This window comes from Rhodococcus sp. 3258, from assembly GCF_031456475.1.
GTDB classification, from domain to species: Bacteria; Actinomycetota; Actinomycetes; order Mycobacteriales; family Mycobacteriaceae; genus Rhodococcoides; species Rhodococcoides fascians.
Genome location: NZ_JAVDUT010000003.1, coordinates 59,665 through 82,788, shown reverse-complemented (window position 1 = coordinate 82,788; position 23,124 = coordinate 59,665). Strand labels below are relative to the sequence as shown.

Annotated in this window: 22 protein-coding genes; 19 read left to right on the top strand and 3 right to left on the bottom strand. The window is 65.4% G+C overall.

The genetic code is table 11. From position 1 onward, the window contains the following. The first annotated feature begins 45 nt into the window (after window positions 1-45). The 7 genes from J2X62_RS11225 (at window position 46) to hisI (ending at window position 4,796) form a co-directional block, all read left to right on the top strand. Window positions 46-1,152 carry an MFS transporter gene (locus J2X62_RS11225; RefSeq protein ID WP_310181250.1) on the top strand — a complete coding sequence of 369 codons (1,107 nt, stop codon included), beginning with the start codon at window positions 46-48 and terminating at the stop codon, window positions 1,150-1,152. A gap of 9 nt (window positions 1,153-1,161) precedes the next feature. Then, complete coding sequence (gene hisH, locus J2X62_RS11220) at window positions 1,162-1,791, top strand: imidazole glycerol phosphate synthase subunit HisH (protein WP_032368073.1); 630 nt, start codon at window positions 1,162-1,164, stop codon at window positions 1,789-1,791. Next, window positions 1,788-2,003: a hypothetical protein gene (locus J2X62_RS11215; RefSeq protein WP_027497289.1), complete on the top strand. Its 216-nt coding sequence runs from the start codon at window positions 1,788-1,790 to the stop codon at window positions 2,001-2,003. Before hisH ends, J2X62_RS11215 begins: the two co-directional genes overlap by 4 nt. Before the next feature lie 83 nt (window positions 2,004-2,086). Then, window positions 2,087-2,821: a bifunctional 1-(5-phosphoribosyl)-5-((5-phosphoribosylamino)methylideneamino)imidazole-4-carboxamide isomerase/phosphoribosylanthranilate isomerase PriA gene (priA, locus tag J2X62_RS11210; protein ID WP_032370327.1), complete on the top strand. Its 735-nt coding sequence runs from the start codon at window positions 2,087-2,089 to the stop codon at window positions 2,819-2,821. A gap of 6 nt (window positions 2,822-2,827) precedes the next feature. Further along, the gene (locus tag J2X62_RS11205; RefSeq protein ID WP_032370328.1) at window positions 2,828-3,658 is read left to right on the top strand and encodes an inositol monophosphatase family protein; all 831 of its coding nucleotides are present in this window, start codon (window positions 2,828-2,830) and stop codon (window positions 3,656-3,658) included. After that, window positions 3,655-4,428 carry an imidazole glycerol phosphate synthase subunit HisF gene (gene hisF, locus J2X62_RS11200; protein ID WP_027497286.1) on the top strand — a complete coding sequence of 258 codons (774 nt, stop codon included), beginning with the start codon at window positions 3,655-3,657 and terminating at the stop codon, window positions 4,426-4,428. The genes J2X62_RS11205 and hisF overlap by 4 nt, the downstream gene beginning before the upstream one ends. 14 nt (window positions 4,429-4,442) lie before the next feature. Further along, entirely contained in the window at window positions 4,443-4,796 is a 354-nt protein-coding gene (gene hisI / locus J2X62_RS11195) for a phosphoribosyl-AMP cyclohydrolase (protein WP_027497285.1), read from the top strand. Here hisI and J2X62_RS11190 read toward each other — a convergent pair. Both J2X62_RS11190 and J2X62_RS11185 read right to left on the bottom strand, forming a co-directional pair. Then, entirely contained in the window at window positions 4,787-5,293 is a 507-nt protein-coding gene (locus J2X62_RS11190; protein ID WP_045841353.1) for a MarR family winged helix-turn-helix transcriptional regulator, read from the bottom strand. The two genes, hisI and J2X62_RS11190, sit on opposite strands and share 10 nt — an antisense overlap. Before the next feature lie 88 nt (window positions 5,294-5,381). After that, window positions 5,382-5,843, bottom strand: coding sequence for a peroxiredoxin (locus J2X62_RS11185; protein WP_027497283.1), 462 nt, complete (start codon window positions 5,841-5,843; stop codon window positions 5,382-5,384). A 104-nt stretch (window positions 5,844-5,947) separates the two neighbouring features. On the opposite strand from J2X62_RS11185, the gene J2X62_RS11180 reads away from it, so the two are divergent. The 12 genes from J2X62_RS11180 to J2X62_RS11125 all read left to right on the top strand — a co-directional run bounded on the left by J2X62_RS11180 (window position 5,948) and on the right by J2X62_RS11125 (window position 22,605). Further along, window positions 5,948-7,504 (top strand): anthranilate synthase component I, encoded by a 1,557-nt coding sequence (locus tag J2X62_RS11180; protein ID WP_228139413.1) that lies wholly within the window; start codon window positions 5,948-5,950, stop codon window positions 7,502-7,504. After that, window positions 7,501-8,166 (top strand): TIGR02234 family membrane protein, encoded by a 666-nt coding sequence (locus tag J2X62_RS11175; RefSeq protein WP_027497281.1) that lies wholly within the window; start codon window positions 7,501-7,503, stop codon window positions 8,164-8,166. The genes J2X62_RS11180 and J2X62_RS11175 overlap by 4 nt, the downstream gene beginning before the upstream one ends. Before the next feature lie 79 nt (window positions 8,167-8,245). After that, a complete protein-coding gene (trpC, locus tag J2X62_RS11170) occupies window positions 8,246-9,055 on the top strand; it encodes an indole-3-glycerol phosphate synthase TrpC (protein ID WP_027497280.1) in 810 nt (269 codons plus the stop codon). A 120-nt stretch (window positions 9,056-9,175) separates the two neighbouring features. After that, complete coding sequence (gene trpB / locus J2X62_RS11165) at window positions 9,176-10,447, top strand: tryptophan synthase subunit beta (protein ID WP_310181247.1); 1,272 nt, start codon at window positions 9,176-9,178, stop codon at window positions 10,445-10,447. Further along, on the top strand, window positions 10,444-11,247 hold the full coding sequence (gene trpA / locus J2X62_RS11160) for a tryptophan synthase subunit alpha (protein WP_027497278.1): 804 nt from the start codon (window positions 10,444-10,446) through the stop codon (window positions 11,245-11,247). The genes trpB and trpA overlap by 4 nt, the downstream gene beginning before the upstream one ends. Next, window positions 11,244-12,230 carry a prolipoprotein diacylglyceryl transferase gene (gene lgt, locus J2X62_RS11155; protein ID WP_032391035.1) on the top strand — a complete coding sequence of 329 codons (987 nt, stop codon included), beginning with the start codon at window positions 11,244-11,246 and terminating at the stop codon, window positions 12,228-12,230. Before trpA ends, lgt begins: the two co-directional genes overlap by 4 nt. Continuing rightward, window positions 12,223-13,137, top strand: a complete 915-nt coding sequence (locus tag J2X62_RS11150) for a TM2 domain-containing protein (RefSeq protein ID WP_310180520.1) — start codon at window positions 12,223-12,225, stop codon at window positions 13,135-13,137. Before lgt ends, J2X62_RS11150 begins: the two co-directional genes overlap by 8 nt. 37 nt (window positions 13,138-13,174) lie before the next feature. After that, the gene (locus J2X62_RS11145) at window positions 13,175-13,804 is read left to right on the top strand and encodes a TM2 domain-containing protein (RefSeq protein WP_256983620.1); all 630 of its coding nucleotides are present in this window, start codon (window positions 13,175-13,177) and stop codon (window positions 13,802-13,804) included. Window positions 13,805-14,067: 263 nt separating this feature from the next. Next, a complete protein-coding gene (gene gltB / locus J2X62_RS11140; protein WP_371832733.1) occupies window positions 14,068-18,636 on the top strand; it encodes a glutamate synthase large subunit in 4,569 nt (1,522 codons plus the stop codon). Beyond that, window positions 18,629-20,134: a glutamate synthase subunit beta gene (locus tag J2X62_RS11135; RefSeq protein WP_032391036.1), complete on the top strand. Its 1,506-nt coding sequence runs from the start codon at window positions 18,629-18,631 to the stop codon at window positions 20,132-20,134. Before gltB ends, J2X62_RS11135 begins: the two co-directional genes overlap by 8 nt. A gap of 122 nt (window positions 20,135-20,256) precedes the next feature. After that, window positions 20,257-21,675 (top strand): pyruvate kinase, encoded by a 1,419-nt coding sequence (gene pyk, locus J2X62_RS11130; protein WP_027497274.1) that lies wholly within the window; start codon window positions 20,257-20,259, stop codon window positions 21,673-21,675. Further along, window positions 21,676-22,605, top strand: a complete 930-nt coding sequence (locus tag J2X62_RS11125) for an acyl-CoA thioesterase II (RefSeq protein ID WP_032370334.1) — start codon at window positions 21,676-21,678, stop codon at window positions 22,603-22,605. It begins immediately after the preceding gene. Here the strand turns inward: J2X62_RS11125 and J2X62_RS11120 are convergent. Further along, entirely contained in the window at window positions 22,571-23,092 is a 522-nt protein-coding gene (locus tag J2X62_RS11120) for a DNA-deoxyinosine glycosylase (RefSeq protein ID WP_230074494.1), read from the bottom strand. The genes J2X62_RS11125 and J2X62_RS11120 overlap by 35 nt on opposite strands. Window positions 23,093-23,124 lie beyond the last annotated feature (32 nt).

The following is a 23,124-nucleotide window of genomic DNA, read 5'->3' as shown; positions in this document are numbered from 1 at the left end:
CGTGCGTTGAGTGGTCTGAGTTCGATTCGTGGCCTCCCGGCCGCGATGGCCATGGGTGCGGCCGCGTTCGGCGGCTGGGGCCTGTTGCTCCCGGTGGTTCCGCTGGCGGTGTCGCAATCGGGTTCGTCCGATGCGGTGGCGGCAGCCAGCACCGCGATCTTCATGGCCACCACGGTCATCACCCAACTGTTCGTACCCGCGATGTTGGTTCGCGTCGGCCATCGGCCCGTGCTTGCGGCCGGCTGCCTGCTTCTGGGTGTTCCCGCGTTGCTGTTCATCTTGTCGGTGCAGGCTGTACCGGCACTGGCCGTATCGGCGCTGCGGGGCACGGGTTTCGGAATGTTGACGGTCGCCGGGGCCGCCATCGTCGCCGAGTTGGCACCGACCCACTTGCTCGGCCGCGCGACGGGAGCACAGGGGATCGCGGTCGCGTTGTCGCAGATGGTGACGTTGCCGCTGGGCCTGGTGATCTTCGCCGTCAGTCCGACGGCAGTGTTCGTACTGGGGGCTCTGGTTCCCGCTGCGGGGTTGATCGGGGTGGCTCTGTTGCCGCCGACCCGGCCCGCACCGCAACCGGCTCGGGTCGACCGGGTCCGCCTCGACGCCCGGCGGTTCCTGGTGCCGTGCCTCGTCGTTGCGTCGGTGTCGGCGTCGTACGGCGGCATCACCAGTCTGCTGCCGATCGCCGACTCCGAGCGAGCCGCGATGATCGGCGTGGCCCTCGCCGTGGTCAGTGCCGCGATGCTGGTCGGTCGATATGCCGCCGGTTCGGTTGCCGATCGCATCGGAATCGGCCGGTCGGTGGTGCCTGCGCTCATCTCCGCGGCCCTGGGCGTCGGTTTGTTCGCCGTTGCCGCCGCAGGTGACATGCCTGCCGCACTGTTCTTCGTCGCCGCGGTGTTGTTCGGAATCGGTTACGGCGCATGCCAGAACGACAGTCTGGTGATGGCCTTCGACGCGGCGGGGCCCGCGCGGTACAGCAGCGCCAGTGCCGTGTGGAACATCAGCTTCGATGCCGGTACCGGCGCAGGGGCGCTCGCCCTCGGTGTGATCGCGACGAGTGTGGGCTACACCGCCGGGTTCACTGCAGGTGCAGCCACCGTTGCCGTTGTCGCGGCGGTGGCACTGATCGCGCGTCCACGTCCCCGATAGACTCGTTCCATGACTTCTGTGGTGTTGCTCGACTACGGCTCGGGCAATCTGCACTCGGCGAAAAGGGCGTTGGCCCGCGTCGGTGCCGACGTGACGGTGACCTCCGACTTCGACGAAGCCCTGAATGCAGAAGCGCTGGTGGTTCCCGGGGTCGGTGCATTCGCCGCCTGTATGGAGGGTCTGACGGCCGTTCGAGGTGAGCGCATCATCGGGCGTCGTCTCGCGGGTGGCCGCCCGGTACTGGGAATTTGCGTCGGCATGCAGATCCTCTTCGATCGCGGTGTCGAGTTCGGCGTCGAGGCGGACGGGTGCGGCGAATGGCCGGGCACTGTCGAACGCCTGCAGGCCGAAGTGCTTCCGCACATGGGTTGGAACACCGTCGAGGCTCCGGAGAACAGCGTGCTGTTCGACGGCATCGACCGCGAGACACGGTTCTATTTCGTCCATTCCTACGCCGCGCAGCAGTGGGAGCTCGAACCGAGCGAGACCATCGCCGCCCCGTTGCTCACGTGGGCCGATCACGGTGGCCGCTTCCTCGCTGCCGTGGAGAACGGCGCGCTCTCGGCCACACAGTTTCACCCGGAGAAGTCCGGCGACGCCGGTGCCGCGTTGCTCGAGAACTGGGTTCGATCGGTGTGAGCGAACGCGAGTTCTCGCTCGGCCGGTTGGCGTTTCGAGCGCTCGGGGCGGCAGTTGCGGTACTCGCCCTCGCGACCGTGTCGATCGCTGTGTGGCAGCCCACCGCCGGCGTTGCTCTGCTCATCGCGTTGGCCGGAGTTGTCGGGGCGATCACGGCCATGGGGGTCGTGTCCACGCGCATGACGCGCAAGGAACTCGGTCCCGACAGCTGACGGGCCGTCCCGGCGGCCTGCGGATCCAGGCAGTGCTGACCCGTTTTGAATTCGACGCGAGTCGGCCCGTAGCATAACCGCACGTGAGCCTGGTCTTATTGCCTGCTGTCGATGTCGCAGGCGGCGAAGCTGTCCGTCTCGTTCAAGGGGAAGCCGGTAGCGAAACGAAGTACGGTTCGCCCCGTGATGCCGCCCTGGCGTGGCAGAACGACGGCGCCGAGTGGGTCCATCTGGTGGATCTCGATGCCGCGTTCGGGCGCGGGTCCAACCGTGAACTGTTGGCCTCGGTCGTCGGTGAGCTCGATGTGAAGGTCGAGCTCTCGGGCGGAATTCGCGACGACGATTCCCTGCGTGCCGCCCTCGCAACCGGATGCGCACGCGTCAACCTGGGTACGGCGGCTCTGGAAGACCCCGAGTGGTGCGCTCGTGCGATCGGCGAATTCGGCGATCGTGTCGCGGTCGGCCTCGACGTGCTGATGGTGGACGGCGCGCCTCGTCTGCGTGGCCGCGGTTGGGTCAGCGACGGCGGTGGCCTGTGGGAGGTACTCGAGCGGCTCGAACGCGACGGCTGCTCGCGGTACGTCGTCACCGACGTCACCAAGGACGGCACCCTGACCGGCCCGAACCTCGAACTTCTCGCCGACGTGTGCGACAGGACCGACAAGCCGGTCATCGCGTCCGGCGGCGTGTCGACGATCGCCGACCTCGAAGCGATCGCCGGACTGGTCGACCGTGGCGTGGAGGGATCCATCGTCGGAAAAGCCTTGTACGCCGGGCGTTTCACACTGCCCGATGCCCTCTCGGCAGTGTCTCGGTAACGACGAATGACCCTTCCCGAGGAACCGAGTCGTCTGCTCGAGATCGCCGGTGGGTTGCTCGACGGCATCCATGATCGGTTCCTCGCGGGCGTCGGCGCACCGAGTGCCGTGCAGAAGGGCCCCGACGACTTCGCCACCGCGGTGGATCTCGAACTCGAGCGTCGTCTGGGCGCGGAACTGTACGACGCCACCGGAATCGCCGTTCACGGTGAAGAGTTCGGCGGTCCCGATCTGAACTCCGGTCTCGTATGGGTACTCGACCCGATCGACGGCACATTCAACTACTCGTCCGGATTGCCCTCTGCCGGAACGTTGTTGGCGTTGCTCGATGACGGGGTGCCGGTCCTCGGGCTCACGTGGCTACCACTGGTGAATCAGCGATTCTCTGCCGTGGCGGACGGCCCGTTGCTTCTGAACGGGGCCCCGCTACCCGCACTGCAACCGAAGTCGTTGCGCGAGTCGATGATCGGGTTCGGTGCGTTCAACGTTGCCAGCCGTGGATCCATCCCCGGCCGCTTCCGGTTTCGCATTCTCGAAGAGTTGTCGATGCACTCCTCGCGGCTGCGCATGCACGGTGCCACCGGAGTCGATCTGGCGTACACCGCCAGCGGCGTACTGGGCGGCGCGGTGGTCTTCGGATACCGCGCCTGGGACAACGCTGCCGGGGCCCTGCTGGTTCGTGCTGCGGGCGGAATCGTCACCGATCTCGCAGGCCGACCGTGGACCATCGATTCGAAGTCGGTGCTCGCGGCCGGCCCCGGAGTACACGGCGAACTGCTGAAGGTGATCACCGAACTCGGTGCACCCGGCGACTATCTGGAAGGACCGGTGCGATGAGCGTTGCGGTCAGAGTGATCCCGTGCCTCGACGTCGATGCCGGACGTGTCGTCAAGGGCGTCAACTTCGAAAACCTCCGCGACGCAGGTGATCCCGTCGAGCTCGCGGCAGCGTACGACGCACAGGGAGCCGACGAACTGACGTTCCTGGACGTCACGGCGTCCACATCCGATCGAGGAACCATGCTCGACGTCGTCAGCCGCACCGCCGAGCAGGTGTTCATTCCCCTGACCGTCGGTGGGGGAGTACGCACTGTCGCCGACGTCGACCTACTGCTGCGGGCCGGTGCCGACAAGGTCAGCGTCAACACCGCAGCCATCGCTCGGCCGGAGTTGCTGCGCGAGCTCAGTGAGCGATTCGGGTCCCAGTGCATCGTCCTGTCGGTGGATGCACGCACCGTCCCGCAGGGACAGCAGGACACCCCGTCGGGCTGGGAAGTCACCACCCACGGCGGCAAGCGTGGAACCGGTATCGACGCCGTCGAATGGGCAGTACGCGGTGCCGAACTGGGAGTCGGTGAGATCCTTCTCAATTCGATGGATGCCGACGGCACGAAGGCCGGATTCGACCTGCCGATGATCGCGGCGGTCCGGTCCGCCGTGCACGTTCCCGTCATCGCCAGCGGAGGAGCAGGGCGCGTCGAACATTTCGCGCCCGCCGTCCACGCCGGAGCCGACGCCGTCCTCGCCGCAAGCGTGTTCCACTTCGGGGACCTCACCATCGGCCAGGTCAAAGAATCGATGCGCGCCGAGCGCATCGTCGTCCGCTAGCGAAGAGGTTTTCGATGACTCTCGACCCGACGCTGTCCGCCCGGCTCAAGCGAAACGAAGCCGGACTGTTCAGTGCTGTGGTGCAGGAGCGCTCGACCGGCCAGGTACTGATGGTTGCCTGGATGGACGACGAAGCGTTGTCGCGCACGCTCGCGACGCGCAAGGGCACCTACTACTCCAGGTCCAGGCAGCAGTACTGGGTCAAAGGCGAGACCTCGGGGCACACGCAGTACGTGCACGAGGTCCGGCTCGATTGTGACGGGGACACAGTGCTGTTGGTCGTCGACCAGATCGGCGCGGCATGCCACACCGGCACCCACACCTGCTTCGACTCCGACGTGCTGTTGGGGCCCGCGGCTCAGGCGTGACCGGTTCCTGCGGCAATTCCCTTGTCCAGCTGAGTGAGTAGCGTCGTGCTCAGAGTCGACAGTCGACCCACCTCCGCGTCGGACAGTCCGTCGAATATCAGAGCCTGCACTGTTTCGACGTGTCCTGGCGCCGATGCCACGACCTTCTCCATGCCGGCGTCGGTCAGCACCGCATAGGAACCGCGGCTCCCCGGGATACTTTCGCGGCGAACCCATCCCGCCTTCTCGAGCTTGGTGACCACGTGCGACAGACGTGAAAGCGACGCGTTGGCGTACTCCGCGAGATCGCGCAGTTGAATTCGTCGCTGTGGGTTCTCGCTGACGACCGCGAGGACGAAGTAATCGAAGTGGGTCAACTGCGAATCGCGTTGCAGCTGGGCGTCCAATGCTGCGGGCAGTCGGGTGACCAGGGCGACGAGCGCGCGCCACGCCTCTTGCTGGCTCTCGGTGAGCCAGCGGGGATCCACCGCATCATTCGGTGTCGCCGACGTGTCCATCGCGGGTACCTCTCGATCGAGACAGTTGTGTTCTGCACATGATGCCTCGAGCATCCCCGGGCCCGAGGCATCGCGTCGAACAATCGGCCTAGCTGCGGTGCGCGCGCAGGTATTCCAGCGCCTTGTCCGCGTGGGCCTCGAATCGCAGCTCACTGGAGAAACTCTCGAGGACCTTGCGGTCGGTACCGATGACGAACGTCGCGCGCTTGACCGGGGAGAGCTTGGCGAGCAGGCCGCGCTTGACCCCGAATGCGGTCGCGACGGCACCGTCCTCGTCGGAGAGCAACGGATAGTCGAACGATTTGGCGGCGGCGAACTCGGCCTGCTTGGCGACCGCGTCGGCGCTGATGCCGACCCGGGTGGCACCCACCTCGGCGAATTCGCCTGCGAGATCGCGGAAATGGCAGGCTTCGGCGGTGCATCCGGGGGTGAATGCAGCCGGGTAGAAGAACAGCACTATCGGACCGTCGGTAAGCAATTCGGTCAGCGTTCGCAGCTTTCCGGTCTGGTCCGGCAGGGAAAAATCGGGAACGAGCTCGCCTGGTTTCATGGTCGGCAGGTTACCGCGCGCGAGGGTGTCGCCGCCGAACCTGGGAGGATGGGGTCATGCACGGCGAGACGACTCCCCACACGAGCCCCACCGAGACCGCATCCATGGACGCCGCACCCATCGACGCCCAACCCACCGATGCCGCGGACTCGACCACGTCCCGGGAGGTGTTCCGCCAGCTCGCCGCCGAGCATCGAGTGGTGCCGGTGACGCGAAAGGTGCTCGCCGACTCCGAAACTCCGTTGTCGGCGTACCGCAAGCTTGCCGCCGACCGACCCGGAACGTTCTTGCTCGAATCCGCGGAGAACGGGCGGTCGTGGTCGAGATGGTCGTTCATCGGTGCGGGTGCGCCTGCGGCGCTGACGGTGGTCGACGGCGAGGCGGCGTGGCGCGGCAACGTGCCCGCAGGTGTCCCGAGCGGCGGTGACCCCCTCGACGTGTTGGCTCGAACCTTGGAGCTACTCCATTCCGAGCGCGTGCCGGGCCTGCCGCCGTTGACCGGCGGAATGGTCGGATATCTCGGATACGACTCGGTGCGGCGCATCGAGAAGCTGCCCGAACATGCGCAGGACGACCTCGGCATCCCCGAGATGGTCATGTTGCTGGCCACCGATCTGGCGGCCGTGGACCATCACGAAGGATCGATCACCCTGATCGCGAACGCGGTCAACTGGAACGGCACCGACGAGCACGTCGACCGGGCCTACGACGACGCGGTGAGTCGCCTGGACCGGATGTGCGCGGATCTGTCCGAGCCTGCTGCGTCGACGGTGTCGGTCTTCTCCAAGTCCGCGCCCCGTTTCCGCAGGCAGCGGACATCGGAGGGATTCGGTGCCGATGTCGAGCGGCTGGTCGAGGAGATCGAGGCCGGTGAAGCGTTTCAGGTGGTGCTCTCGCAGCGCTTCGAGATGGACACCGAGGCGTCTCCTCTCGACGTCTATCGCATGCTGCGGGCCTCGAATCCCAGCCCGTACATGTATCTGATGCACGTGCCGGGGGAGAACGACGAGACGGCGTTCTCGATCGTCGGATCCAGCCCCGAAGCTCTCGTGACGGTGAAGGACGGTCTCGCGACCACGCACCCGATCGCCGGTACGCGCTGGCGCGGTGCCTCCGAGGAGGACGACGTGCTGCTCGAGAAGGATCTGCTGGCCGACGAGAAGGAGAACGCGGAGCATCTGATGCTCGTCGATCTCGGTCGCAACGATCTCGGCCGAGTGTGTGCTCCCGGGACGGTGCGCGTGGGCGACTACCGCCATATCGAGCGCTACAGCCACGTCATGCACCTGGTGTCGACGGTGACGGGACGGCTCGCCGAGGGAAAGCGGGCTCTGGACGCAGTCAAGGCGTGCTTCCCCGCGGGCACGCTGTCGGGTGCACCCAAGGTGCGGGCAATGGAACTGATCGACGAGCTCGAGCCGACGCGGCGTGGCATCTACGGCGGCATCGTCGGCTATCTCGACTTCGCCGGGGACGCCGATACCGCAATCTCGATTCGCACCGCGCTCATCAAGGACGGCACGGCGTACGTGCAGGCCGGTGCCGGAGTCGTGGCCGACTCGGTAGCGGAATACGAGGACGACGAAGCGAGGAACAAGGCCATGGCCGTGCTGAGTGCCGTCGCAGCAGCCGAAACGCTGCGTGAGGTCGGTGGCCGATGACCGAACGCTCCGGCGGCCGCGGATCGGCCGTTCTGCCTGTCGTGCTGCTCGTGGTTGCGGCCGCATGCCTGTGGGGTGCGTCCAGAATGACGTGGGTGAGCGTGACGTCCTCCGACGGTCTCGGCGAGAGCCGGACCGACGATCTCGTCGGCAGTACCTGGGCCGCCGCCACGACTCCTCTCGCCTTGGTGCTTGTCGCTGCTGTGGCGGCCTCGTTCGCGGTGCGCGGGTGGGCATCTCGGGTTCTGGCGTTGCTCATCGCGGTGGTTGCGATCGCTGCGGCGATTCCGGCCGTTCGGCTACTCGCCGCGGGGGCTTCGGACTCGGAGGCGGCTGCGCTCGCCGAGCTCCCGGCTCGTGCCGAGGTGACGATGACGACGGCATCGACACTGCCCGCGCTGATCACGCTCGCAGGGGCCCTGTGTGCGTTCGCGGCGGCTGCCCTGTCGATTCGGAAATCTTTTGGCCCACAGGTACTCTCGTCCAAGTACGCAGCTCCGGCTGTGCGGCGCGACGAAGTGGCTCGCCGGGCCGCTGGAACCACGTCCGCCGTGGGTGCACAGGACGAGGGTGAAGACCTGACCGAGCGCATGATGTGGGACGCGCTCGATGCCGGTGAAGACCCTACCGACGAGTCCGGTACCCGGCGTTCGTCGGATTGATTCGGCCCTCTACGCTAGGTTCCGACCTCGATGAGATTCCTCACATCGAATGTCGACGCTCAGAAAGGACTGGGGCACCATGACTGTTCTCGACTCGATTCTCGACGGTGTACGAGCCGACGTCGCCGCGCGCGAATCGGTGATCGATTTCGCTGCGGTGAAGGCAGCAGCGAAGCTGGCCCCGGCACCTCTCGACGCGGCGGCTGCCCTCCGCGAGGACGGCATCGGCGTCATTGCCGAGGTCAAGCGTGCGAGCCCGTCCAAGGGCGCGTTGGCCGACATCGGTGATCCTGCGGTGCTCGCGCGTGCCTACGAGCAGGGTGGCGCTCGCGTCATCAGCGTGTTGACCGAAGAGCGTCGATTCCGGGGATCGCTCGCCGATCTCGACGCGGTGCGAGCCGCAGTCTCGATTCCTGTGCTGCGCAAGGATTTCATCGTCGGTCCGTACCAGATCCACGAGGCCCGAGCACACGGCGCGGACGTCATCCTGCTGATCGTCGCAGCCCTGGAGCAGGACGCACTCACGTCTCTTCTCGATCGCACGGAGTCACTCGGCATGACGGCACTCGTCGAGGTCCACACCGAGGCCGAGGCCGATCGCGCACTCGAGGCGGGTGCCAGCGTCATCGGTATCAACGCCCGCAACCTCAAGACCCTCGAGATCGATCGCGACAGTTTCGGCCGTATCGCGCCCGGTCTGCCCAGTGAGATCATTCGCGTTGCCGAGTCGGGAGTGCGGGGCACCGCCGACCTTCTCGCGTACGCCGGAGCCGGCGCCGACGCAGTGTTGGTCGGAGAAGGTCTGGTCACCGCGGGCGATCCGCGCACTGCGGTCTCGGACCTGGTGACGGCGGGCACGCACCCGTCGTGCCCGAAACCCGCACGCTGAACCGGCACCCCACCCGAACGCGGCGACGGTCCGCCGTTGGGGCACACTGGAGCGGTGAGCACCAGCCAAACTTCTTCCGCCGCGGACGCCCCTCAGGTAGTCCGCTTCAAGGGCGCTGATCTGCCGCAGAGCAGCATCGGCCTCACCGATCGCAGCGCGCACGAGCCCGATGTGGGCGGTCACTTCGGCGTGTACGGGGGCAGGTTCGTGCCCGAGGCGTTGATGGGTGTGATCGAGGAAGTCACCGCCGAGTACGAGAAAGTGCGCAGCGACAACGAGTTCCTCGGTGAGCTGGATCGGCTGCAGCGCGATTACACCGGTCGCCCATCTCCGGTGTTCGAGGCGACCCGGTTGTCCGAGCACGCCGGTGGCGCTCGGATCCTGCTCAAGCGAGAAGACCTGAATCACACCGGTTCTCACAAGATCAACAACGTGCTCGGGCAAGTTCTGCTCGCGAAGCGAATGGGCAAGACTCGTGTCATCGCAGAGACCGGTGCCGGTCAGCACGGCGTCGCGACCGCCACGGCCTGTGCCCTCATGGGTCTCGACTGCGTCGTCTACATGGGTGAGGTCGACACCGAGCGCCAGGCCCTCAATGTCGCCCGGATGCGTTTGCTCGGGTCGGAAGTCATTGCAGTGAAGTCCGGTTCGCGCACTCTCAAGGACGCGATCAACGAGGCGCTGCGAGACTGGGTCACCCACGCCGACAACACTTATTACTGCTTCGGAACCGTCGCAGGACCGCATCCGTTCCCGGTGATGGTCCGCGATTTCCAGCGCATCATCGGCCTCGAAGCGCGGCAGCAGGTCCTCGCATCCACCGGCCGCCTGCCCGATGCCATCGCGGCCTGCGTCGGCGGCGGGTCCAACGCCATCGGCATCTTCCACGCATTCATCGACGACGCCGATGTCCGTCTCGTCGGTTTCGAGGCTGCCGGCGACGGAGTCGAGACCGGTCGCCACGCCGCGACCATCAGCGGTGGTACTCCCGGAGCCCTGCACGGTGCCTACTCGTACCTGTTGCAGAACGAGGACGGTCAGACCGTCGAATCCCACTCCATCTCAGCAGGATTGGACTATCCCGGGGTCGGACCCGAGCATTCGTACCTACACGACATCGGGCGCGCCGAGTACCGCGGCGTGACGGACACCGAGGCCATGAACGCCTTCAAGCTGCTGTGCCGCACCGAGGGCATCATCCCGGCCATCGAATCGTCGCACGCCATCGCCGGCGCACTCACCCTCGGCAAGGAACTGGGTGAAGGTGCCATCATCCTGGTCAACCTGTCCGGTCGCGGCGACAAGGACGTCGACACCGCAGCCGAGTGGTTCGGCCTGATCGACGGAGACGGCGAAGCGAACGTGGACGACGAAGCAGGTATCAAGCCATGAGCAACAACGACTCTCGCCTCTCCGGGACGTTCGCCCAGTGCCGTGCCGAAGGGCGCGCTGCACTCGTCGGATACCTGCCCGCCGGCTTTCCGACCGTGCCCCGGTCGATCGAGGTCTTCAAGACCATGGTCGATGCCGGGTGCGACATCGTCGAGGTCGGCATCCCGTACTCCGATCCGGTGATGGACGGCCCCACGATCCAAGCTGCTGCAGACGTGGCGCTGCGAGCCGGAGCCCGGGTCAAGGACGTCTTCGCCGTCACCGAGCAGGTCGCAGCCGCGGGTGGCAAAGCGGTCGTCATGACCTACTGGAATCTGGTGCTCAAATACGGCATCGAGAATTTCGCCCGGAGCCTCGCCGATGCGGGTGGACTCGGAATCATCACTCCCGACCTGATCCCCGACGAGGCTCAGGAATGGATCGAGGTCTCGGATCGGTACGGACTCGACCGAATCTTCCTCGTCGCACCGTCGACGACGGAGGAGCGACTCGTCAGCACCGTCGAAGCCAGCAGCGGCTTCGTCTACGCCGCCTCGACGATGGGCGTGACCGGTGCCCGCGACGCGGTGTCCTCGATGGCACCGGCGTTGGCGGCGCGTATCCGCGAGCATTCCGACATTCCGATCGGCGTCGGTCTCGGCGTTCGGTCGGGCGCACAGGCTGCCGAGATCGCGAAGTATGCTGATGCGGTCATCGTCGGCTCGGCTTTGGTGACCGCTGTCGACAACGGTCTCGACGCGGTTCGTGACCTGACGACCGAACTCGCCGAGGGTGTCCGCTCCGCTAACGTAGCGTCGTGACTTCGACCGCCTTCCTGGCCTACATTCCCAGTCCCGCGCAGGGGGTGTGGCACGTCGGACCGCTCGCGCTCCGTGCCTACGCCCTGTTCATCATCATCGGCATCGTGGTGGCCGTGGTGTGGGGAGATCGCCGGTGGGTCGCTCGCGGCGGAACCAAGGGCACGGTCCTCGACGTCGCCGTGTGGGCCGTACCTTTCGGGCTTCTCGGTGGCCGGCTGTACCACGTGGCCACCGACTGGAAGACGTACTTCGGTGCCGGCGGTCGGCCGATCGAGGCGCTCTACGTGTGGAACGGCGGCCTCGGAATCTGGGGCGCGGTGTTCCTCGGCGGAGTCGGCGCGTGGATCGCGTGTCGTCGACGCGGCATCCCACTCCCGGCATTCGGTGACGCGGTAGGCCCGCCGATCCTGCTGGCCCAGGCAATCGGCCGCATCGGCAACTACTTCAACCAGGAGCTCTACGGTCGCGAAACCACGCAACCGTGGGGTCTCGAGATCTACGAGCGACTCGATGCGAACGGCCGGCTCGATCCTCTGAACGGCGTCTCCACCGGAATGGTCGAGAAGGTCGTCCACCCGACGTTCCTCTACGAACTGTTGTGGAGCGTCCTCGTCGTCGTCCTCCTGGTACTCGTCGATCGGAAGTACACGATCGGCCACGGTCGATTGTTCGCGCTCTACGTGGCCGGATACTGCGTCGGTCGGTTCTGGGTGGAACTCATGCGAGACGACTTCGCGACGAAGATCGCCGGCATTCGCGTGAACACTTTCACTTCGGCAATCATCTTCGTGCTCGCGGTCGCCTATTTCGTTCTCGCCACCAAGGGTCGCGAAGACCCGGCGGCATTGAAGTCGAACGACGACGACGGTCGTGACAGCGAAGACAAGACGGGTGGCGAGTCCGCCGACGGCGATCCGCAGGAAGGCACGGGCGAGACATCGTCCGAGAAGAAAGCCGAGGAAGAAGGCAGTACCCGTGGTTGATTTCGAGAAGAGGGCACACCCCGACCCTGCTGATTCGGGCGGCGGCACCGACAAGTCGGCCGGCTCTTTCGGTACACCGTTCGACTACGACGCAACGGCCGAGGCGTCGCTCTCCGAGCCGCCCGCGACATCCGAGTCTGCACCCTCGCACGGTCCCGCCGGTTCTACCGGACCGGGCTGGGACACCTATTCGGGTATCGGCAACGGGCCCGGCTGGTCCAGTACTCCCAGCTATCCGGCCCCCAGCCCGGACGGAAGTATCGACAATTCGATCGGTGGCCTTCCGCCGTCCGCCGGTTACCCGACACCGGGATCCGAGTACCAGGGATACGGTCAGCCGGGATACGGCCAACAGTCGCCCTACGGTCCACCACAGGGGTACGGCCAGACCGGGGGATACGGCCAACAGGGGTATGGCCAGCAGGGGTACGGCCAGCACTCGGGCTACGGCCAGCAGTCGGGCTACGGCCAGCAGTCGGGCTACGGCCAGCAGTCGGGCTACGGCCAGCAAGGGTACGGCCAGCAGGGTTACGGCCAGCAGGGGTATGGCCAGCAGGCCTATGGCCAATCACAGGGCTTTTCGGCCGGGCCCGGTTTCGGTGTCGGACCCGACGCGCCGTACGGGCGGGATCCGGTCACCGGTGAACCGTTGTCGGACAAATCGAAGATCGTCGGTGGACTACTTCAGCTGTTCCTCGGCTGGCTCGGCGTGGGTCGTTTCTACATCGGTAGCACCGGAATCGGCGTCGCGCAGTTGCTGCTGTTCTTCTTCGGCGTGCTGCTGACCGTGGTGTTCGGTCTCGGCTTGATTCTGTTGTTCGGACTGTTCGTGTGGCATGTCGTGGACGCCGTGCTGATTCTCGTCGGCAATGTTCCCGACAGTCGCGGGCTCAAGCTGCGAGACTGATCGACCTACCCGTAGCGCGTCGTCGAGGGAGTTCGTTGTGAGTGATTCAGGTACATCGTCATCGGACGGATCGACACCGGGCGGATCGGCGGGAGACGGCTCGGGTTCGGAGCCCACCATCTCGTTCGAGAAGAACGCGGCACCGGGTCCGGTGTACGGCGCACCCGACCCCAGCTACGGTCCGCCGAATTGGGGCAGTGATCCGTACGGCGCGTCCGGAGGTGACGACCGTAGCTCCGGTGCACCGGACGGTCCACCGCCCGGTGCGGGTTACCCGCCGCCCCCGTTTCCGGGCGGTCCCCAGTACGGAGGTCCCCAGTACGGAGGTCCCCAGTACGGAGGACCCCAGTACGGAGGACCCCACTACCCAGGCCCCCAGTACGCCGGTGCTCCCGGTTGGGTGGATCCGAGCGCTCCTTACGGACGGCATCCCGTCACCGGTGAACCGTTCTCGGACAAGCAGAAGCTCACTGCCGGGCTGCTGAACATCCTGCTGGGTGTTTTCGGGGCAGGACGCTTCTATTTGAATCAACCGGGAATTGCGGTGGCGCAGATCGCGGTCACGTGGCTCACGTGCGGCATCGGCGGTATCTGGCCGCTGATCGACGGGATCATGATGCTCACGGGCAGCGTGCGCGATGAACACGGGCGCCCCCTGCGCGACTGAGCCCAGCGCCGTTCGCGATTGCATCGTTGCGATCGGCAACTGATACGATTCCGCCATCCGAGAGCGATCTCGGATTCTTTCGCGGGCCAGAGCTGTCCCGGTGAATTCCCGATAGGCATCGAATTCGATCGATCCGGCACTCGATGTCGGTTCGGGCGACCAGCCGGCGGGGTAGCCGAGGCTCACAGTGCAGCGTGTCGACACTGCGCCATCCGAAGCACCCACCGGTCTACGTGGAGGTGATCGTGGTGTTGTTTTCTCGGATGCCTGCCGAGCAAGGACTGTACGACCCGAGCGCGGAGAAGGACTCCTGCGGCGTCGCGATGATCGCGGACATCGCCGGACGCCGTTCGCACTCGATCGTGTCCGACGGTGTTCTGGCACTGGAGAATCTGGAACATCGTGGTGCTGCCGGTGCCGAGCCCAACAGTGGTGACGGCGCGGGCATTCTGATCCAGCTGCCCGTCGAACTTCTCGATTCGTTGTCGTCGTTCGAGTTACCGTCCGCCAACGGCGACGGCGAGAACACCTTCGCGGCGGGTGTCTGCTTTCTGCCGCAGGGCATCCGTGAGCGCGGGTCGGCCGTGCAGCGTGTCGAATCCATTGCAGCCGACGAGGGTCTCGAGGTGCTGGGTTGGGTTCCGGTCGAGGTCGATCCGGATCGCGCCGACGTCGGACTGACGGCGCTCGGATGCATGCCGTACATGAGCTATCTCTTCGTCGCGGCCCCCGAGGTCGACGGTTCACGTCCGGCCGGTCTCGAACTCGACCGATTGGTGTACGGGCTGCGTAAGCGGTCCGAGCGCGTCACCCCGGAGATCGAGGCAGAAGGCTCGGGCCTGTTCTTCCCTTCACTGTCCGCACGCACCATCGTCTACAAGGGCATGCTCACCACCATGCAGCTGCCCCTGTTCTTCCCGGAGCTGCGTAACCCGTTGTGTACGAGTGCAATTGCCATCGTGCACAGTCGCTTCTCCACCAATACCTTCCCGTCGTGGCCGTTGGCGCACCCGCACCGCTACGTCGCGCACAACGGAGAGATCAACACGGTCAAGGGCAACAGGAACCGGATGCGCGCTCGGGAAGCGATGCTGTCCAGCGATCTCATCCCCGGTGATCTGGAGCGGCTCTTCCCCATCTGCAATCCCGATGCATCCGATTCGGTGTCGCTCGACGAGGTGCTCGAACTGCTGCATCTGGGCGGCCGAAGCGTTCCCCACGTCGTGATGATGATGGTGCCGGAGCCGTGGGAGAACCATCGCACGATGGATCCGCGGGTACGGGCGTTCTATCAGTTCCACTCGTCGATGATGGAAGCGTGGGACGGTCCGGCCTGCGTCACGTTCACCGACGGTAGCTACGTCGGGGCCGTTCTCGATCGCAACGGTCTGCGCCCCGGTCGGTGGTGGCAGACGGCCGACGGTCGGGTGATCCTCGCCAGCGAGGCAGGTGTCCTGGACGTGCCGCAATCTCAGGTCGTCGCCAAGGGTCGCCTCGAGCCGGGCAAGATGTTTCTGGTCGACACCGTCGCCGGGCGTCTCGTTCCCGACGAGGAGATCAAACTGCAACTGGCGCAGGAACATCCGTACCAGGAATGGCTGCACGCCGGATTGCTGGAAATCAAGAGCCTGCCCGAGCGCGCCCACATTCAGTACAACCACGAGTCCGTGATCCGCAGACAGATCGCCTTCGGCTACACCGAGGAAGATCTCCGCGTCGTGCTCACCCCGATGGCCGCCTCCGGGGGCGAGCCACTGGGGTCGATGGGGACCGACACCCCGTCCGCGGTGATGTCCCAGCGATCTCGTCAGCTGTACGACTACTTCATCGAACTGTTCGCGCAGGTCACGAACCCGCCACTCGACTCCATCCGAGAAGAGATCGTGACGTCGTTGTCGCGAGTGATGGGACCGGAGCAGAATCTGCTCGAGCCCACTGCCGCGTCGTGCAGGCAGATCGTGTTGCCGTGGCCGGTGCTCGACAACGACGAACTCAACAAGATCATCCACATCGACGACGACGGTGATCATCCCGGTCTGTCGGCGATCGTGCTGCGCGCACTGTACGAGGTCGAGCGTGGTGGGGAAGGTCTGGCCGAGGCCATCGAAGAACTGCGCATGCGGGCATCGGAAGCCATCGCTGCCGGCTACCGCACGCTGATCATCTCCGATCGCGATTCGGACCACACTCGGGCACCGATTCCGTCCCTGCTGGCCACCTCAGCTGTGCACCACCACTTGGTGCGCACCAAGGAACGCACCAAGGTCGCTCTCGTCGTCGAGTCCGGCGATGCACGAGAAGTGCACCACCTGGCCTTGCTGATCGGATTCGGTGCGGCGGCGGTCAACCCGTACCTGGCCATGGAGTCGATCGAGGACCTGGTCGGCGAAGGCGAGCTCACCGGGGTCGAACCCACTGTCGCGGTGCGCAACTACCTGTACGGGCTCGGCAAGGGCGTGCTCAAGGTCATGTCCAAGATGGGCATCTCGACCGTCGGGTCCTACACCGGCGCACAGGTTTTCGAGGCGGTCGGTCTCGATCGCGAGGTCGTGCGCGAGTACTTCAAGGGCACCGTCAGCAAGCTCGGCGGAGTCGGTCTCGACGTCCTTGCCGAAGAGGTCAAACTCCGTCACCGGAAGGCATACCCGGAGAATCCCACCGACCGTGTTCACCGCCGCCTCGAGATCGGCGGCGAGTACCAGTTCCGGCGTGAGGGCGAACTTCACCTGTTCACTCCCGAGACGGTGTTCCTGTTGCAGCACGCAACACGCACCGGTCGCTACGACGTGTTCCAGAAATACAGCGACGAAGTGAACCGGCTTGCCCGTGAGGGCGGCGCACTCCGGGGCCTGTTCGAGTTCAAAGACCATGTGCGCACGCCTGTTCCGCTCGACGAGGTGGAGCCGGTCGAGTCCATCGTCACTCGGTTCAACACCGGCGCGATGAGCTACGGATCCATCTCTGCCGAGGCGCACGAGACCATGGCCGTTGCGATGAACAATCTGGGTGGGCGCTCCAACTCCGGTGAGGGCGGAGAGGACGTCGATCGCCTCTACGATCCGAGCCGGCGCAGTGCGGTCAAGCAGGTCGCGAGTGGACGGTTCGGGGTGACCAGCGATTATCTGGTCAACGCCACCGACATTCAGATCAAGATGGCGCAGGGTGCCAAACCCGGTGAGGGCGGGCAGCTGCCCGGTTACAAGGTGTACCCGTGGGTGGCCAAGACTCGGCACTCGACGCCCGGGGTCGGCCTGATCTCCCCGCCTCCGCACCACGACATCTATTCCATCGAGGATCTCGCGCAGTTGATACACGATCTCAAGAACGCCAACGAGAACGCGCGCGTCCACGTCAAACTCGTCAGCTCGGTAGGAGTGGGCACGGTGGCGACGGGAGTGAGCAAGGCGCACGCCGACGTCGTACTGATCTCGGGATACGACGGTGGCACGGGCGCGGCTCCGTTGACGTCTCTCAAGCATGCCGGTGCGCCCTGGGAAATCGGGCTGGCCGACGCCCAACAGACGTTGGTGCTCAACGGACTTCGCGATCGCATCACCGTCCAGTGCGACGGCGGAATGCGCACCGGCCGTGATGTGATCGTCGCGGCGCTGCTCGGTGCCGAGGAATTCGGGTTCTCGACGGCACCTCTGATCGTCGCGGGATGCATCATGATGCGGGTCTGCCATCTCGACACCTGCCCAGTGGGTGTCGCGACTCAGAACCCCGAACTGCGCAAGCGATTCACCGGCAAGCCCGAGTTCCTCGAGGACTTCTTCAGGTTCGTCGCCGAGGATGTGCGAAAGTACCTCGCGCAGCTCGGGTTCCGCAGCATCGACGAGGCCGTCGGCCATGCCGACGTGCTCGAGACCGCGGCCGGCGTCGCACATTGGAAGAGCAAGGGACTCGACCTCACACCCATCTTCGCGATGCCGGTGGATCGACACGGCGCGCCCATGACGCAGCGTCGACGCCTACGCGATCAGGACCACGGCCTCGATTTCGCGCTGGATCGCACGCTGATCCAGCTGGCCGAGGGCGCATTGGAGGACGCGCATCCGGTGACGCTGGAGCTGCCCGTGCGCAACGTCAACCGCACGGTCGGAACACTTCTGGGGTCCGAGGTCACGCGACGCTACGGCGCGGCCGGGTTACCCGACGACACGATTCGCGTGTCGTTCACCGGCTCTGCCGGGCAATCGCTCGGTGCATTCCTGCCGCCCGGAATCACGATCGATCTCGTCGGCGACGCGAACGACTACGTGGGCAAGGGCCTGTCGGGAGGACGCATCGTCGTCCGACCGGCCGAGGACGCACCCTTCGTTGCCGAGGACAACGTCATTGCCGGAAACACGATTCTCTACGGAGCCACGTCGGGAGAGGTGTACCTGCGCGGTAAGGCGGGGGAGCGGTTCGCCGTGCGCAACTCCGGAGCCGTTGCGGTCAACGAGGGCGTGGGAGATCACGCCTTCGAGTACATGACGGGCGGACGGGTGGTCGTGCTCGGGCCGACCGGACGCAACATGGCGGCCGGCATGTCGGGCGGTATCGCCTTCGTTCTGGGTCTCGACCCCGCGGACGTGAACACGGCAATGGTCGAGTTGCAGGTTCCCGATCCGGACGATCTGGTGTGGCTGCGCGAGACGGTCGAGAACCACGAGCGCTGGACCGGCTCCACCGTCGCGGCATCGCTGCTCGCCGACTGGCCCCGCCGGTCCGCTCTGTTCACCAAAGTCATGCCCGTCGATTATCAGCGAGTGCTGGAGGCGACACGAATGGCGCGCGCCGAGGGGCGCGACGTCGACGCTGCGATCATGGAGGCTGCACGTGGCTGATCCACAGGGATTTCTGAAGGTCGTCAAGCGTGAGGCCGCCAAGCGTCCTATCGACGAACGGGTCAGGGACTGGAACGAGGTGTACTCGGATCAGCCCAGCAGCGAACGCGCAGCCGAGGTCTCGGAACAAGCGCGCCGCTGCATGGATTGCGGAATTCCGTTCTGCCACTCCGGAACTGCCGGATGCCCGCTGGGCAACCTGATTCCGGAATGGAACGATCTCGTGCGCCGCGATCGGTGGGACGCGGCCAGTGATCGGTTGCACGCCACCAACAACTTTCCGGAGTTCACCGGACGAGTGTGTCCGGCTCCGTGTGAATCTGCCTGTGTCCTGTCCATTTCCGAGGCCGCCACCGGCGGAAGTGTGACGATCAAGCGGGTCGAGCAGACCATCGCAGACCTGGCCTGGGAACAGGGCAGCGTCGTTCCCCAGCCTCCGACGATCACCACCGGTAAGCGAGTGGCCGTCGTGGGTTCGGGTCCGGCGGGGCTGGCTGCGGCGCAACAGCTCACCAGGGCCGGGCACGATGTCACCGTGTACGAGCGCGACGATCGGCTCGGTGGATTGCTTCGATACGGAATCCCCGAATTCAAGTTGGAGAAGTCGGTGCTCGATCAGCGGCTGATGCAGATGCGGGCCGAGGGCACGCATTTCGTCACCGAGTGCGAGGTCGGCATCGACTTCACCGTCGAGCAACTGCGCGCGAGCTTCGATGCGGTCGTGCTCGCCGTCGGCGCTCTGCGGGCTCGCGACAACACCGAGGTGATCGGCCGCGAACTCGACGGCATCCACCTGGCGATGGAGCATCTGGTGCCGTCGAACAAGGAATGCGAGGGCGACGGGCCGACGTCGATATCCGCTGCGGGCAAGCATGTGGTGATCATCGGCGGCGGAGACACCGGGGCCGATTGTCTCGGCACGGCTCACCGTCAGGGTGCCGCGTCGGTCACTCAGCTCGACTACAACCCTGCTCTTCCTGGTGCCCGTGACGACGGTCTTTCGCCATGGCCGTCGTGGCCGTTGGTGCTTCGGACGTCGCCCGCGCATGCGGAGGGTGGCGTCGTGCGTCATCAGGTCGCGGTGCAGCGATTTCTCGGCGACGAGCGTGGACATGTGCGCGCCATGGTGCTCGCCGAGGTCGAGGTGCAGCGCGACGCGGACGGGCGACGCATCGTGACGCCCATCGGTGAAGAGGTCGAATTGCCCTGTGATCTGGCATTGTTCGCCATCGGATTCGAGGGTGTCGAGCATGGACCGCTGCTCGACGACTACGGCCTGGCGCTGACCAAGCGCGGCGCGTTGTCGTGTGGTCCCGATTGGCAGACGACGGCCCCGGGTGTGTTCGTCTGTGGGGATGCCCACCGCGGTGCGTCGTTGGTCGTGTGGGCGATCGCCGAGGGGCGTTCGGCTGCCAACGGGGTCGACGCATTCCTCACCGGACACTCGGAATTGCCGTCCCCGGTGCACCCCACGGCACTGCCTCTGGCGGTGGTGTGACACTCGTCTCTGTACCGGTACAGGTGCTTTCAGCAGCGGCCCGACGAGGCTACCCGTCGGTAGTATTCGGCCGGGTTCCTCTGCGATAGAGAACAAGGCGTCCAGCGGCTACGCTCGCAACCGTGAGCCGACGTACGAAGATTGTCTGCACCCTTGGACCCGCAACCGCAACCACAGAGCGCATCCGCGAACTCGTCGAGAGTGGAATGGATGTCGCACGACTGAACTTCAGCCATGGCGATCACCCCGATCACCAGGCCAACTACGAGAGAGTTCGCGCCGCATCGGACGCCACCGGCAAAGCCGTGGGCATCCTGGCCGACCTGCAGGGACCGAAGATCCGACTCGGCCGATTCGCCGAGGGCTCCACCACCTGGGCCGCCGGTGAACTCATCCGCATCACCGTCGAGGAGTGCGAGGGCACCCACGATCGTGTGTCGACCACGTACAAGGAGCTGGCTCAGGACGCCAAGGAAGGCGACCGCCTGCTCGTCGACGACGGCAAGGTCGGCCTCGTCGTCACCGGCGTCGAAGGCAACGACGTGCTGTGTCGGGTCACCGAGGGTGGTCCGGTCAGTAACAACAAGGGCGTCTCCCTCCCGGGCATGGACGTCTCCGTTCCTGCCATGAGCGAGAAGGACATTGCGGACCTCGAGTTCGCCCTCGCGCTCGGATGCGATTTCATCGCGCTCTCGTTCGTGCGCTCTCCCGCCGATGTCGAACTCGTCCACGCAGTCATGGACCGCGTCGGCCGCCGAGTTCCGGTCATTGCCAAGCTCGAGAAGCCCGAGGCCGTCGACAACCTCGAAGCCATCGTGCTCGCGTTCGATGCGATCATGGTCGCCCGCGGTGACCTCGGCGTCGAGTTGCCACTCGAGCAGGTGCCCCTGGTGCAGAAGCGCGCCATCCAGATCGCCCGCGCCAACGCCAAGCCCGTCATCGTTGCGACCCAGATGCTCGAATCGATGATCGAGAACTCCCGTCCCACCCGCGCCGAGGCGTCCGACGTCGCCAACGCAGTGCTCGACGGTACCGACGCGGTCATGCTGTCCGGCGAGACCTCGGTCGGCAAGTACGTCATGGAGACGGTGCGGACGATGGCTCGGATCGTCGAGACCGTGGAAACCGAAGGCGACAGCGTTCCTCCTCTGACTCACGTTCCTCGCACCAAGCGCGGTGTCATTTCCTACGCCGCCCGCGATATCGGCGAGCGTCTGGACGCGAAGGCCCTCGTGGCCTTCACCCAGTCGGGCGACACCGTGCGACGGTTGGCTCGCCTCCACACCAAACTGCCGTTGCTCGCATTCACCTCGATCTCCGAGGTCCGCAGTCAGCTGTCCCTGAGCTGGGGCACCGAGACGTTCCTGGTTCCCGATGTGGGCTCGACGGACGCGATGGTCAAAGAGGTCGACAAGGCGTTGCTCGAACTCGGTCGTTACAACCGAGGCGATCAGGTCGTGATCGTCGCCGGTGCCCCTCCCGGCACAGTAGGCTCGACCAACTTGATCCATGTGCACCGAATCGGAGAAGAGGACCGGTAAGTGGTCGAAGCGGGGGGAACCGGCGTCAGCGAGAGCGCGCCGAGCAGTACAGCAGTACGCGGAACCGATCTCGAAACCCTTCTCGGTCTCCTCGCCCTCGAGGAGACCGAGGAGGATGTGTTCATCGGACAGCATCCGGAGCAGGTGGGGAGCCGGACGTTCGGTGGGCAGCTCGTCGCTCAGGCGCTCATCGCCGCCGGCCGGACCGTATCCGGAACGTCCCGGGACGTTCATGCGATCAATGCGCACTTCATCCGCGGTGGTGACGTCAAGAAGCCCATCGAATACCGGGTGAGTCGTCAGCGCGACGGCCGGGCGTTCGCCAACCGGCAGGTCACTGCGCTGCAGGACGGTAACGAGCTGTTCGTCATGCTCGCTGCTTTCCAGGATTTCGGTAAGGGCCTCGAGCACAGCGTCGAGGTGCCCGAGGTTCCGTATCCCGATGCTCTGCCGCCTCTCGGCGACCACTTCGTGGGGTTCGAGGACCGACTGCAGATGTTCGTCGATGCACTCAAACCGATCGACATGCGGTACGCGAACGATCCGGCGTGGATCATGCACGGCACCGGTGAGAAGCTCAACCACAATCGAGTGTGGATGAAAGCGGACGGCGATCTGCCGGACGAGTCGATCTTTCACGCCGCGACCATGGGCTACGCGTCGGACACCACGGTGCTCGATTCGATCATCACCACCCATGGACTGTCCTGGGGACTCGACCGCATCGTGGCGGCGACGGTCAACCACTCCATCTGGTTTCACCGACCGTTCCGATTCGACGAGTGGGCTCTGTATGCGACCGAATCGCCGGTCGCGGCCGGATCGCGGGGACTCGCCACCGGCCGATTCTTCTCGATGGACGGTCAGTTGCTCGCAACCGTCGTGCAGGAGGGCCTCATTCGCCACTTCCCGAAACGCGTTCGCGCCTGAGTGCTGCCGACCACAGTCGAGTCTTGGCTTCGAGGGTGAGTGAGGCGTGCGCTGGACTGGTGGACGGCAGACGGATGCACTCGACGTCCTGCTGCACCGCGTTCGCGACGTATCTGCGATAGCTGTCGGCAGCTTTTGCTCCGTTGAACAGCACGGTGTCGATGCCGGGATGACCTGCGATGAGGTTCGCGACATCGTTTGCCACGATGGATGATTCGACTATGGCCGAGTCCAGGCTTCCGGTCCTGGTACACAGCTTCAGTACGTCCCACACAGCAATCCCGCTGCGCACCAGTCGCTCTGTTCGCGCCTCGTACGGAAGTTCGGGACCGGCACCGAACAGCGCGCCCATGATCGGCCAGAACGCATTTCGGGGATGAGCGTAATACTGCTGAGCAGCAAGCGATGCGACACCGGGCATCGAACCGAGTATCAGCGTGTGAGCGTGCTCGTCGACTATCGGTTCGAAGCTGTGCACGACGTTCATGTCGCGATTACAGCAAACAGCGCGCGCAGGTA

What these genes read in the sequence shown, in the direction of transcription:
- J2X62_RS11225 (WP_310181250.1), top strand. Translation starts at nt 46, where the DNA reads ATGGCCATGGGTGCGGCCGCGTTCGGCGGCTGGGGCCTGTTGCTCCCG.
- hisH (WP_032368073.1), top strand. Translation starts at nt 1,162, where the DNA reads ATGACTTCTGTGGTGTTGCTCGACTACGGCTCGGGCAATCTGCACTCG.
- J2X62_RS11205 (WP_032370328.1), top strand. Translation starts at nt 2,828, where the DNA reads ATGACCCTTCCCGAGGAACCGAGTCGTCTGCTCGAGATCGCCGGTGGG.
- hisF (WP_027497286.1), top strand. Translation starts at nt 3,655, where the DNA reads ATGAGCGTTGCGGTCAGAGTGATCCCGTGCCTCGACGTCGATGCCGGA.
- hisI (WP_027497285.1), top strand. Translation starts at nt 4,443, where the DNA reads ATGACTCTCGACCCGACGCTGTCCGCCCGGCTCAAGCGAAACGAAGCC.
- J2X62_RS11190 (WP_045841353.1), bottom strand. Translation starts at nt 5,293, where the DNA reads ATGGACACGTCGGCGACACCGAATGATGCGGTGGATCCCCGCTGGCTC.
- J2X62_RS11185 (WP_027497283.1), bottom strand. Translation starts at nt 5,843, where the DNA reads ATGAAACCAGGCGAGCTCGTTCCCGATTTTTCCCTGCCGGACCAGACC.
- J2X62_RS11180 (WP_228139413.1), top strand. Translation starts at nt 5,948, where the DNA reads ATGGACGCCGCACCCATCGACGCCCAACCCACCGATGCCGCGGACTCG.
- J2X62_RS11175 (WP_027497281.1), top strand. Translation starts at nt 7,501, where the DNA reads ATGACCGAACGCTCCGGCGGCCGCGGATCGGCCGTTCTGCCTGTCGTG.
- trpC (WP_027497280.1), top strand. Translation starts at nt 8,246, where the DNA reads ATGACTGTTCTCGACTCGATTCTCGACGGTGTACGAGCCGACGTCGCC.
- trpA (WP_027497278.1), top strand. Translation starts at nt 10,444, where the DNA reads ATGAGCAACAACGACTCTCGCCTCTCCGGGACGTTCGCCCAGTGCCGT.
- gltB (WP_371832733.1), top strand. Translation starts at nt 14,068, where the DNA reads ATGCCTGCCGAGCAAGGACTGTACGACCCGAGCGCGGAGAAGGACTCC.
- J2X62_RS11120 (WP_230074494.1), bottom strand. Translation starts at nt 23,092, where the DNA reads ATGAACGTCGTGCACAGCTTCGAACCGATAGTCGACGAGCACGCTCAC.